The sequence below is a fragment of the Treponema sp. OMZ 906 genome, assembly GCF_024181185.1.
Taxonomy (GTDB): domain Bacteria; phylum Spirochaetota; class Spirochaetia; order Treponematales; family Treponemataceae; genus Treponema.
Genome location: NZ_CP051196.1, coordinates 815,128 through 827,604 on the forward strand (window position 1 = coordinate 815,128; position 12,477 = coordinate 827,604).

7 protein-coding genes are annotated in these 12,477 nt (G+C 47.8%); 2 read left to right on the forward strand and 5 right to left on the reverse strand.

What is annotated here, in order from left to right:
• Positions 1 to 83 precede the first annotated feature (83 nt).
• The 5 genes from E4N69_RS03635 to E4N69_RS03655 all read right to left on the reverse strand — a co-directional run bounded on the left by E4N69_RS03635 (position 84) and on the right by E4N69_RS03655 (position 7,336).
• Complete coding sequence (locus tag E4N69_RS03635; RefSeq protein ID WP_162662736.1) at positions 84 to 662, reverse strand: hypothetical protein; 579 nt, start codon at positions 660 to 662, stop codon at positions 84 to 86.
• Positions 663 to 1,220: 558 nt separating this feature from the next.
• Positions 1,221 to 2,963, reverse strand: coding sequence for an ABC transporter permease subunit (locus tag E4N69_RS03640; RefSeq protein WP_162662737.1), 1,743 nt, complete (start codon positions 2,961 to 2,963; stop codon positions 1,221 to 1,223).
• 57 nt (positions 2,964 to 3,020) lie between these two features.
• Entirely contained in the window at positions 3,021 to 4,514 is a 1,494-nt protein-coding gene (locus E4N69_RS03645; RefSeq protein WP_253824546.1) for a sugar ABC transporter ATP-binding protein, read from the reverse strand.
• Between the two features lie 277 nt (positions 4,515 to 4,791).
• On the reverse strand, positions 4,792 to 5,703 hold the full coding sequence (locus tag E4N69_RS03650; RefSeq protein WP_253824547.1) for an Rpn family recombination-promoting nuclease/putative transposase: 912 nt from the start codon (positions 5,701 to 5,703) through the stop codon (positions 4,792 to 4,794).
• A 421-nt stretch (positions 5,704 to 6,124) separates the two neighbouring features.
• The gene (locus tag E4N69_RS03655; RefSeq protein WP_253824548.1) at positions 6,125 to 7,336 is read right to left on the reverse strand and encodes a substrate-binding domain-containing protein; all 1,212 of its coding nucleotides are present in this window, start codon (positions 7,334 to 7,336) and stop codon (positions 6,125 to 6,127) included.
• A 754-nt stretch (positions 7,337 to 8,090) separates the two neighbouring features.
• On the opposite strand from E4N69_RS03655, the gene E4N69_RS03660 reads away from it, so the two are divergent.
• Together E4N69_RS03660 and recG are read left to right on the forward strand one after the other, a co-directional pair.
• Positions 8,091 to 10,034, forward strand: a complete 1,944-nt coding sequence (locus E4N69_RS03660) for a right-handed parallel beta-helix repeat-containing protein (RefSeq protein WP_253824549.1) — start codon at positions 8,091 to 8,093, stop codon at positions 10,032 to 10,034.
• 224 nt (positions 10,035 to 10,258) lie between these two features.
• Complete coding sequence (recG, locus tag E4N69_RS03665) at positions 10,259 to 12,436, forward strand: ATP-dependent DNA helicase RecG (RefSeq protein WP_253824550.1); 2,178 nt, start codon at positions 10,259 to 10,261, stop codon at positions 12,434 to 12,436.
• The last annotated feature ends 41 nt before the right edge of the window (positions 12,437 to 12,477 follow it).

A 12,477-nucleotide genomic window follows, 5' to 3' on the forward strand; every position in this document is an offset into this window, starting at 1 on the left:
CCGGTCTATTCAAATGGCGAATAGCGTGCTCAGAGCGGTTTAAGATGCGTTTCAATAACGCAGCCGTTTGGATTTACATCCAATTATTTACCGGCATTTTGCTCTTCAAGATTCGGCCATGTTAATACTTTTGAACTTAACAATGCGAATTCTTTTGCAGCATTTTTTGCATCGCGAACCGGGATTCCGGCTTCCTTGTTCAATGTCTGTTCAAAGAACAGTTCGATGGATTTAAATACATCCGGGAGTGGGTAAAACAGGAAAGCAAAGTTTATACCCGTAGGTTTTACGATAGTAAATGCAGACAGTGCTTCTTGCGGATCCTTGCTGAAAATAATCTTTGATTGATTCTTTGCAGTGATGATATTTGAATCTTTAAATCGCAGCGGTACCTGAAAGTCACGTTCACGGCAATAGGGTTCCATAGATTTATGCGGATAGTTTTCGGGCTCAACAAACAGGAAAAGCTTTTTCCCGTTTGTTTGGAAAGTTAATCCGTTGCTGGTTAGGTAAATATCCTTTAGGGTCGCATAGGAAACGATCTCGTAAATACTGTACGCAGAATCTTCTTTAAAGAACGATGAAACAATATATCCTTGATCCATCGGCAGTTTCTGTTTTGCATACGCTTCAAAAAGATCCATCGCTTTAACTGTTGCCATACCTGTTCCTCCAAATTATATGCCCTTGTAGATGCAGCATACAATAAAAGTATATGCGATTTTTTTATAAACTGCAACCTTTTGAAAATATGCGATTACGTATCAGACGAGTAAATATAAATCGCAAAATCAGGAGATTGGGCAAGCATTTGAACCATCTTCAACTGTTGTACATCCGTATACAACAGTTGAAGGCGAGTTTTTGCTGTGCAAAAACATCGCTGCTACGTGGAACCACCGCCATCCGTGGCGGTGCTGATACGTTTGTTTTCCTTTCGCACGAAATTTTAGGAAAATTTCGTGCACTTTTATTTCAAAAAAAGGGAAATCGTACCAGACAAATAAAGCAAGAACGCAGAATAATGAGGCTGTGAGACCATTTGAACCGCAGTTAGAACTGCCAAGGATGGCAGGGGTGGTAGCAGAAACCGGTTTTTGGAAAAAACCGGCGGTCAAGGAATTGACACGGATGTCAATTCCTTGACGTTACTCTGGTTGAACAGCCTCATTATTCTGCGGGAATATCAATATAAGCGTCTGGTACGATTTCCCTGTGTTTTACTTCTTCTTCAAATATTTCACGCTGTCGAGGGCGACGGCGGCGATGATGATAAAGCCTTTAAACACGAACTGTAAGTTGGTGTCAATGCCGAGGAAGGTTAAGCAGTACGTCAAACCGGTAAAGATAATAACGCCGAGCACCGCGCCTTCCAGCTTGCCGATACCGCCGTTAAACGAAATACCGCCGACTACGCAGGCTGCGATTGCGTCCAGCTCATACCCCTGTCCGGTACCCGCACTCGCATTCGCCTTAAACGCTTCGAAGAAGGCGCCGAAGCCGTAGAAAATCCCTGCCATAATAAACACGCTCATCGTTACCTTGAATACGCTTATACCGCTCACGCTTGCGGCTTCGGCATTGCCGCCTACCGCGTACATATTCTTGCCGAGTACGGTCTTATTCCAGATAAACCACGCAATCGCGATGGCGATAACCGCAGGGATAATCAGCTTGGGGAAGGTTACCAATTCGCCGCCCACAACACCAAGCTCCCACCGGCCGCCGAAAAAGTCCTTAATACCGGCATCGATGGAACCGACCGGCGTACCGCTCGTCCCGAAGAACAAAAGACCGTAGATAATCAGCTGGGTCGCGAGCGTCGAAATAAAGGGGTGAATTTTCAGCCACGCCGAAAAGAAGCCCGCAAAAGCGCTGAATATCACACAGAGGATGATGGAAATTCCGAGCGAAAGTACTACCCGTATCGGCATCGCCAGTGCGGTAAAATCCCACGGTCCCATACCGAAGAATGTTACGATGTTCGTTCCCGGATGTAAGATTAAACCGGTAACGACGGCACCCATCGCGACCATACGCCCGACGCTCAAGTCTGTACCGGCAAGCAAGATAAGTCCCGCAACGCCCAGCGCGTAGAACATACGCACCGAAGATTGCTCCAAAATCGTTAGAATATTGGAAATTGTCAAGAGATTTCCGCTTCCCGACAGCGGAGCCACGATAATACACACCACAAAGAAGATCGCAATCGCAATATACAATCCGTTTGCCAAAAAGAACTGCGCGGGGGTAAACTTATAGGCGTAATCCTTTAAGCCGAGTTTAAAATCCTCGGCAAAATTGGTTTTACTGTTGCGCAAATGGATATTTTTCTGTACCCGATCGACATACACCTGATGTTTTGCCGTTTTACATTTTCCGAGCGCTGCCTCATACTGATTTTTCGCATCAAAAAGCGCGGACTTAAACGCATTGTGTGCAGCGGTCAGTTCCTGCTGCGCTTCCCGCCGTTCTTCCTCGGAGGTTTTGCCCGCAAAAGCGGCGGTAATCTCCTTCTTCTTTTTCTCCGCCGCCTCCGTAATGCTTTGCACCTTCTCCGCGTATTCCTGCTTATACCGCGCCGCCTTTGCATTTTCATTCTTTTTTACTTCCTGCTCAAAGGCATCGGAAAGCGCATTCACCCGCTGTATCGCTTTATGCGTCAGCTCTTTTTCTTCATCTTTATGCCGCGCCGCAACGGTCTTAGCATCTTCAATCTCTTTACGATAGGCTGCAATCCGGGTGCTTTTTTCTTCGGCGCTTATCAATTTATTTTTTCGTACGGCGGCAATTTCCTGCGTCAATGCGGAAACCTTGTTCACTCCGTTTTTGCGCAATGCGTCGAGCCGATCCGTATACTCGGCAAGAACGGCATCTTCCTCCAAGAGCTTTGCCGTATCCGCCTGCGCAATTTGCTCCTGCGTGAACGTGTACTGTGTGCTATTTTCGGGCGTATCTTTCATCCTATCCTCCGGTAAATTTCCGTGTTCAATTATATTTAATGATGTTCAGCTGTCCAATTATAAGTACCGAGCGGAAAGCCGCAGCAGCGCTTCCTGATCGGTGGTAGCGGTATCGACAATACCGGCAAGGCGGTAGTTCGACATAACGGCAATGCGGTTCGTAATGCCTAAGATTTCCGGCATCTCACTCGAAACAACGATAATTGTCTTTCCCGCTTTCGCCATATTGATAATAAGCTGATAAATTTCGTACTTAGCTCCGACGTCGATACCGCGGGTCGGTTCATCAAGCAACAGAATATCGGGCTGGCGTTCAAGCCATTTACCGATAATCACCTTCTGCTGATTCCCCCCGCTCAACGCGCTAATCAGCTCATCCGCAGAAACACACTTTGTGTGCATCGTCTTTATTTCACGGTCGGCGGCCTCCTGTATTTTGCGGTTTGACAGCACACCGAATGTTTTATAGGTTTCAATGTTCGCAATAACGGTATTAAATTTAATGGACGCTTTGGCAAACATCCCGTTGAACTTCCGCTCCTCGGTTACCAGCGCAAAGTTATAGTCCATTGCATCCTTGGAATTGGAAAAATGGAGCTTTTTCCCGGCCAAAAGCATCTCGCCTGATGCAACGGTTCTTAGGCCAAAGATACTTTCCAAAAGCTCGCTCCGTCCCGCACCAACGAGCCCATACAACCCGAAAATTTCTCCCTTTTTTACCGTAAAAGAAATATCCTTTAGCTGAGGTTCATAGCGGGTTGTGATATTCCGCACTTCAAAATAATCCTCCCCAACCTCATTATCCACATCGGGAAAGCGCTTTTCCAACGAACGCCCGACCATCGCCGAAATCAATTCATTCATATTCGTGTCATTGATATTCTTTGCCAGCGTCAGCCGTCCGTCGCGCAGCACCGCCACCTCGCTGCATATCTGAAAAATCTCATCCATTTTATGAGAGATATATACAAACGATACGCCCTTCTTGCTTAACGACCGTACAATAGAAAACAGTTTAATAACTTCCGGTTCCGTCAAAGAAGACGTCGGCTCATCCAGCACGATAACCTTCGCATTATACGAAACAGCCTTCGCAATCTCTACCATCTGCCGCTGCGAAACGGACATTGTGCGCATAATCGTACGTGCATTCACATTCATTTTAAGAGACGCAAACAGCGCATCCGCATCCTTTTGCATCTTCACTTCATTCACCGCGCCGAACCGGACAGGATACCTTCCTAAAAAGAGATTATCCATCACAGTACGGTCAAGGCATTGGTTCAGCTCTTGATGTACCATCGCCACACCGTTTTCCAGCGCATCCTTGGGAGACTTAAAATCGATCAAGTTATTCTCAAGGAAAAAGCGTCCTTCGTCCTTCGCATAAATCCCGAACAGACACTTCATCATCGTCGATTTTCCGGCGCCGTTTTCTCCCATCAGTCCGACAACCGCCCCTCGTTTCACCGTCAAACTGATATTTTCCAATACCTTGTTTTTAGCAAAAGACTTTGAAAGATTTTTAATTTCAAGTACCGTGTCTTCCATAGCTATTCCTTACATGGTTTTTTTCGGTTTCGGAGCGCAAAGCCCCCAGTGCAGTACATTCAACAACTTTTTTCTTCTTTATGCTTACTAATCTTATTATTTGATAATTTCTGTCAGTAACGGCATCCAGATACCATCATTCAGACATGAACGTCCGTGTTCATTATGGAACCACTGACATCCTGTCAGAGTGGCGATGTTTTGGCTACGGCCAAGCTTACCTGCCCTCCGCGGTTTATTTTATTCACTGCAAGGGCATAAAAACAGCGGAGATACTTTATAATGCTTCTACCTCTGCTTTGGAAAGACCAGTCGCTTGGACAATATTTTCAATGGATAAGCCGAATTGCAGAAGATTCTTTGCTGTCTCGACTTTTGCTTGTCGGGAACCGCGTATTTCGCCTTCAGCAAGTCCGAGGGATTTACCTTCAGCAAGTCCGAGGGATTTACCTTCAGCAAGTCCGAGGGATTTACCTTCAGCAAGTCCAAGGGATTTACCTTCAGCAAGTCCATGCGCAACACCCGCTTTCCATCCGTCATTCCGAGCATCTCGTTCAATGGTATTTACTAACATATACTCCCTCCTCAACTCTTCATTTGCTTTTACTTCTTTTATTCGGTGCTCTAACTTTTGGATAAACTCGTCATCGCTGCTCACCTTACCGTTCATGTACTCTAAAAATACTTTCAACTTCTCATTCTTCTCATACGCCGCCGCTTGACTGTTTATAATGATCTTCGTTATTCCATCATCCAATTTTATCAGACTATCTTCACTACACACCGTTTTAAAGGTATACACCGGTAGCGCTTTTTTGAGATAGTCAAAGGTGCAGAAAAAGAGAATAAACGTATCAGGAAGACTTTCATACGGTTTACTTTTTCCTAATAAGCTCACATCAATCGCTGCTTGGTAGTATCGGATGCGTTTTGCAAGATCTTTTTTATCGAGCGCTTGCATTTCTATGTCATAAATACGTCCGCTGCAATCTTTGGCCCATACGTCAAACCGGACTCCTTTAGCTCGTCCTGCATCGTCAATCGTCTTTTGCAGCTCTATATCGGTGATTGTTTCTACCTTTCCCTGTAACACTCTATTTAACAGCGTCTTACAGATATCCGTGTCTTCCATTACGCGATAGAACATATAGTCATCCGCTATAGTGAGCTCGTCAAAATCTTTTTCCATTGTTTTATTCCCTGTTTTTATTATAGCAAAAAAAGAGGTATGAACAACCTGTCGTATCCCATTATAAAACAAGTAAGCTGATCAAAAAACGCTTCTACGCCTTGATTTACCGGTGATTAAAAACATATCATCTCGTCGTTGAGCAATGTACACGGAGGTACATTGCTCAACACCGCCACGGATGGCGGTGGTTCCAAACAGTAGCGATGTTTTGGCTACGGCCAAAACTCGCGTCCAAAAGTGTACAAGGATGTACACTTTTGGACAGCGTTAGGGATAGAAGCGGTATCCTTTTTGCCGTTCATTGATAAGGCAAAAAGATACAAGCGGATAGCCCGACGGTACTCATTTTCCGCCCTATAAAAGCGGGAAATGAGTACCGGAACGCCCAAATCCCATTACTGAAATATATCGGAAATGATTAGTACTTCAGCTTGCCGGTGTAGTCTGCGCCGGAGTTGGTCTTTACCATATTGACGGCGAATGCGTCAAAGTTGTTCAGGTTGGTAAAGCGATCCAAGCAGCTGGACTCGTTTTGTCCGTCGCCCTGTACGATGGTCAGGTCGATGTTCAAAAGCGGAGCATAGTATTTGAGCGCCGGAACATACGAAGAAGAAAGGAAGTTATCGGCAGAGTTGTAGATTGTCAACAACACCTTTTTCTTATCGGCCTGTGTCTGCTTGATGCCCATGTCGCGGCTGCCGCCGGAGTAGTTCTGCCAGTTTTCGGCATTTACGCCTGAGTTTTCCGCCATAACGGCTTTTACGTCTGCCCAGTACTGTACGGGTGCGGTGATCTTATTGCCGTATTTGTCGGCAACGGAGATACCCTTGGTGTATACGTCCTCTCCGGTTAAACCGTCGAGCAAGTTGCGTAATACCTGCAATGTTGCGGTCGCCTGTGCGTCTACGTTCTGAGAAACGGTTCCCGAGAGTTTGCCGTTTCCGATTGCTTCGATCGCGTCTGCGTTTGCATCATAACCGAAAATCGGAACGCCTGCCGGATAGTTTGAAGCCTGTAAACAGCCCATTGCCATACCGTCATTGTTGGAAACAACCATGTCGATCTGATCTGCAAATTTGGTTGCCCAGCCGCCCATTGCTTCAGTTGCGGCGTTTGCGTTCCATGTAGAGCCATCGGTTCCGGTCATTGCCTTTCCTTCAAGCTCAACGACTTTTAAAGTCATTCCTGCAATGGTGATGGAACCTTCCTGAACTACTCCCGGATCGGTGGAACCTGCCCACGTACCGAGCGCCCGTCTAATACCTTCCGTTCTCGCCTTGGAATCGTTATGTCCGACGTCGCCGATGCACAGTACGTAGCCTAACACGCCGTCGCCGTTGCGGTCGATCGAAGCGTCAGCCTTTGCAAGAAACTCCACAATCAATGCCCCCTGAACGGCTCCGCCGCCTGCAGCGTCAAAACCGACATAGTAGGTCTTGTCGTTCCAGTTCATCGTCGTCATATCGATTTCACCGGTTGTCGGATCAGACGGCTGCCGGTTAAAGAATACGAGCGGTTTATCCTTGTTGGCAGTAGCAGCGGTTTTTCCGCCGCAGCCTGCAAGAACCAAGAGGCTGCACGCCAGCACAGCCAATACAACTTTGTGAGATACTTTTGAAACATAGTTCATAGATATCTGCCTCCTCAAAATAAGTCGGTATTTAACTTTAACTGTGCTCTTTAAGCAGCAGAAGTTAAATCTCCGTACAATTGCGTATTATACTATATAAGTATAAAATTTTCAAAACCTTTTTTACTTTTTGCAAATAGACAGGTATCTACTTCGTTGCTGCGCACAAATTAATCCTCAACGTATCATAGATACGCCTGCGGTTAATTTGTGCTCGCGCCTCGTATCTATCCTGTCTATTTGCAAAAAAGCTAACGGTGAAAGGCTTTTCAGAACGGACAGGGATGTCCGTGAAATTGAGCAGTAGCGAGTTTGCTTGCAAACTCGTAGCCCACGAATGTACACGGATGTACATTCGTGGGCGAGGCATCTACGACGTTGCTGCGCAAAAATAAATGCTCGACGTACAAAAAGTACGCCTGCGGGTGTTTTTTGTACGCTTCTAGCATCTGCTCCACCTATTTTCAAAAAAGCTAATGGTGAAAGGCTTTTCAGAACCGACAAGGACGTCGGTGGTTCCATACAGAAGCGAGTTTGCTTGCAAACTCGTAGCCCAAGAATGTACAGGACGTACATTCTTGGGCGGGGATGTCCGTGGTTCTATACAGTATCGAGTTTTTCGTTTATGAAAAACTCGAAGTTCAGAAATGTACAAGGACGGACATTTCTGAACGATGGCATCCCTGTAGCCCCCTGCTTATGATATTGTCTTTTCTTGTAACTTCTGTCATAGTGCGTATTAAGGAGAAACGCTATGCGTAAGTTTATTACTTTTATAACGGTGATCAGTTTCAGCCTTATCTTTGCCTGTTGTCAGCCGTATGCTGCTGATATTGAGGAGTTTTTAAGTTATTGGTCATCGGAAGCCGCCGTTACCGGTTTTAAGATTGATTCGGAACACTATATAAACGATGTAGGCGTTGCGTGTCTCCCTTCGGATCGTGATGCAACGGTCATACTGACGGTGCGGAATCCCAAAAAATTTAAATTTGTCACGCCGACTACTGTCTTGGATGCGGCAGCCGTTATCCGTTTTCCCGGTCTGCCGTCTCAACCGGTGCCGCGTACGGATTATACACTCAGGCAAAGTGCTCCCGATACCTTGGAGTTGAGGTATAAAAGCAGCTTTTTAAAAAAGTATGAATGGGGTACCGCCGATATCGGGCCGGTCATTACGCTGAAAAGCGATGACGGAAGACCGTTCACGCAAACTTTCAAAACAAATATAATGGTCAACACCCTGCCGCCTGGGATTACGAAGATAACAATAGCGAAAAGTACGGATCCGACCCCATGTTATGTCGTGTGCTGTGAAATTGACGGTACCAACATACTTGATCCCGTAAACAGCGGCGACAAGCTGCATGGGGATATCGTTGCGCTTCGCGTTACAAAAGACGGCGAAACGGAAAAGACCATTCCGATAAGAGTAAATGGTACGGGTTTTGACATAACGCATTCAGGTGGAGAACTGTTATCGCGTACAAACGTCACTGAGTTGTTTTCAGACTCTTCTTACACGGTGCCCTCCGGTCAGTGGGTCGTGTACCTTAAAACGAATATACAGCCGTATGATCCTGCTGCCGCGTTACCGCATACCTACCGCATACGGCTCGCCGATACAAAAAACTTAATGTCGGATGCAAAAGAGACGCATACGCTCGAATATAGTGTGGACACGAGCGGTTCCTCCGAAGCATGGAAAAAGGTACGGAAGGCAGTGACGGATGTTGCTGCCGGCGGCGTGATAACCTTAAGCGGCACTATTAATGCGACAAACGCCCCTGGCAACCGTGGACAAATCGAAATATCAAAAAATCTAACCATTCAGGGGGCGCCCGGCAATTCGCCCGCCGTCCTTGATGCGCATCATCTTGGGCTACTATCGAGTACGAGCATTGCAAATTCGCACCGGATATTCACGGTAAAGGGCGCTGTTGACGTTACACTGCAAAACCTTACGTTAAAGCGCGGCAAGGATGCTGTAGCTGCCAATATAGTGGGATCAGGCGGCGGCGGGATTTGGGCGTCGGCAAACGCAAATCTGACGCTCATCAATGTGACGGTGGAAGACTGTATCAGTAAAGCGCCCGGCGGAGGAATACGATACGACCATGGCACAGGGAACAAGCGCCTTACGATGATAAACTGTAGAATCAAAAATAATACCGTTCAAGATGATGGTGGCATTGCAGATTCGTCAGGCGGCGGTATCAGTCTGCCGTGGTGCCTCTATACGGCGGTAATCGACGGCTGTACAATCGCCGGTAATAAAATCGATATGAGTGCCAAAACCGGTTCGGCGCCGCGCTTAGAAGCCGAAGGTTGCGGTTTAGCTTGCAGCGCTACAAGCAGTTCTATTACCATTATTAAAGGGCATACGGTAATAGAAAACAATCAATGCATACCGCACGCGTTGAAACCCTGTGAATGTAAAGGCATGGGTATTTTTTGTGGGAGCGGTCCCTTGACTATCGGAGAAACCGGCAAAGACAACAACGAAAGCCCCGAAATACTGAATCATGGGAACCCAATACCTACAAATGTAACTGTTGCCGGAACCGCGTTGTATATAAAAAAGAAAGGTACTGTTCGCTGGCTGAGAGGCAAGATACACGATAACGGTACCGATCCCAACAATAGTATAAAGAATGCCGGAGGTACTCTTTCCAATCGATCGGAAACTAGCCCAAGCTGAACGGGCAGGGATGTCCGTGGGTATAAGCAGTAGCGAGATTTTGCTTTGCAAGAACTCGCCGTTAGCAAATGTACACGGCGGCGTTCATCAAGGTATACTACCAATTGTCGAATATCGTTTACCCCTATAAAGAATCGACACCGATAAAAACACTATGATGCATTTGCTCCCTTATATAACGAAACATCTCGCCGTAAGGCTTTTTCTTGTGGTATACTGCCCCCATGCTGATTGGAGAAATTCAAGCGCCCGTGTCAAATCTGTATGGGGCGGGGAAAATAACTGTTGAACAACTGAACCGGCTGGGAGTCTCGACGGTCGGTGATCTACTACGGCTCTGGCCGCGCGCATGGGAAGATCGCAGCAGGTATAATACGCTCAGCGAATGGAATACATTTCATAAATTGAATGTTCCGGTAACGGTTATGGATCAGCAATGGTTCGGCTACGGGCGTATGAAAACGCTCAAGTTGATTGTCTGCGATTCGGAAGGAACCCGCGGCGAGCTTGCGTGTTTTAACCGGCCTTTTTTAGAGAAATCGTTTCCGGAAGGTACAAAGGCGCTGGTCTACGGAAGTTTTTCCGTTAAATACGGATCTATCCAATCGAGTTCGTTCGATATAGAACAATACGATACGGCGGAGCGCCGTGTTTTGCCGGTATATCCGCTGACGCAGGGATTAACACAGACAAAACTGCGCAAGCTCATCGAGCAGGCGCTCAATTCGTATGCGCGGGGAATCGATTCCGAGCTTCCTACCGATGTATTAAACAAATACGGCTACCCCGATAAAAGAACCGTGCTGTTTGCAATGCACCGCCCCGCTTCCATGCAGGAGGCGGAAAACGCCCGCACTGCGCTCATCTTCGAAGAGTTCTTCATCTATGAAGCGGCTGTCGGTATGCGTGCACTTGAGCGGCGCGGTGTGTTGCCGCGTACGCCGGGGGCAAAAGGGCAGGGGAGTGTATTGCCTGCACAGACGGCGGACGGAGACAGTCAAGCAGCAGAAGATGGGCAAGCAACAGCGGTGCAGGCTGGCGCTTCGGAAGGTGCGGTTCAATCGGCGACGGCTCAACCGTCTGCGGAGCCGTTACAGTACACTTACAGCCCGCTGCAAAAGGAGCTGCTCTCGCGTCTGCCGTTTACGCTTACCGCAGACCAGCAAGCCGTTACTGCAGAGATTAACGCCGACCTCGACGGAACGGCGCCCGCCGCCCGCCTTATTCAGGGTGATGTCGGTTCGGGGAAAACCCTCGTTGCATTTTTAGCCTGTTTAAAAGTGATAGAGGGCGGCGGACAGGCGGCGCTGATGGCGCCGACTGAGCTGCTGGCACGGCAGCATGCCGATAACGCGGCAAAGCTTTTGGAACCGCTCGGCGTACGGCTTGCTTTTTTAACCGGTAACCTCAAAGCGGCGGGACGCTCTCAGCTGTTACAGCAGCTTGCCTCCGGTAATATCGACCTCATCATCGGTACGCACGCCCTTTTTTCCGCACAGACGCTGTATAAAAACCTGCGTATGGTCGTTATTGACGAGCAACACCGCTTCGGTGTACTCCAGCGCTCTGCAATTATCCAAAAGGGCATCGACAGCGGAAAAAAGGCTCCGCATTTTTTAATGATGAGCGCGACGCCCATTCCGCGGACGCTTGCGCTGTCGATGTTCGGCGACCTCGATATTTCCGTCATCAAAACGATGCCTCCCGGGCGCAAGCCGGTGATTACATACGTTGCTCCCGAGAGCAAGGCCGAAAAAGTGTATTATTTTATCGGGCAGGATATCCTTGCCGGAAAGCAAGCCTATTTTGTGTACCCGATTATTGAAGATTCGGATACGCTCAGCCTAAAATCGGCGGAAGATATGTTCGCAGAGCTGACTCGGGATTTTCCCCATCACCGGCTTGCGCTCCTGCATTCCAAGGTGCCGGAGGACGAAGCGCGGGCTATTATGCAGGAGTTCCGAGCAGGAGCTATTCACATCCTTGTGGCTACCAGCGTTATTGAAGTCGGTGTTGATGTGCCGAACGCGACCTGTATGGTCATCGAACACGCCGACCGCTTCGGCCTTTCGGCGCTGCATCAGCTGCGGGGCAGAATCGGACGGGGCAGCGATCAATCCTATTGTTTTTTGCTCTATGGGAAGAATATTACCGAAACCGGTATGGCGCGGCTCAAGGTGATGGCAAGCACCACGGATGGGTTTGTTATTGCGGAAGAAGATTTGAAGCTGCGGGGGCCGGGAGACATCGGTGGCATTGAACAGTCCGGCTATTGCGGTTTTGAACTTGCCGATCCCATCCGCGACTTTGCGCTATTGGAAAAAGCTCGCATTGCCGCCTTCGAAATGCTTGCCGCGCAGCGCGGATTAACGCAACGGGAAAGCACAAAGACTGCCGAATAAAAAAAGAGCGGCCTTATGGGGACATATAAGACCGCTCAAAA

What these genes read in the sequence shown, in the direction of transcription:
- E4N69_RS03660 (WP_253824549.1), top strand. Translation starts at nt 8,091, where the DNA reads ATGCGTAAGTTTATTACTTTTATAACGGTGATCAGTTTCAGCCTTATC.
- E4N69_RS03640 (WP_162662737.1), bottom strand. Translation starts at nt 2,963, where the DNA reads ATGAAAGATACGCCCGAAAATAGCACACAGTACACGTTCACGCAGGAG.
- E4N69_RS03655 (WP_253824548.1), bottom strand. Translation starts at nt 7,336, where the DNA reads ATGAACTATGTTTCAAAAGTATCTCACAAAGTTGTATTGGCTGTGCTG.
- E4N69_RS03635 (WP_162662736.1), bottom strand. Translation starts at nt 662, where the DNA reads ATGGCAACAGTTAAAGCGATGGATCTTTTTGAAGCGTATGCAAAACAG.
- E4N69_RS03645 (WP_253824546.1), bottom strand. Translation starts at nt 4,514, where the DNA reads ATGGAAGACACGGTACTTGAAATTAAAAATCTTTCAAAGTCTTTTGCT.
- recG (WP_253824550.1), top strand. Translation starts at nt 10,259, where the DNA reads ATGCTGATTGGAGAAATTCAAGCGCCCGTGTCAAATCTGTATGGGGCG.
- E4N69_RS03650 (WP_253824547.1), bottom strand. Translation starts at nt 5,703, where the DNA reads ATGGAAAAAGATTTTGACGAGCTCACTATAGCGGATGACTATATGTTC.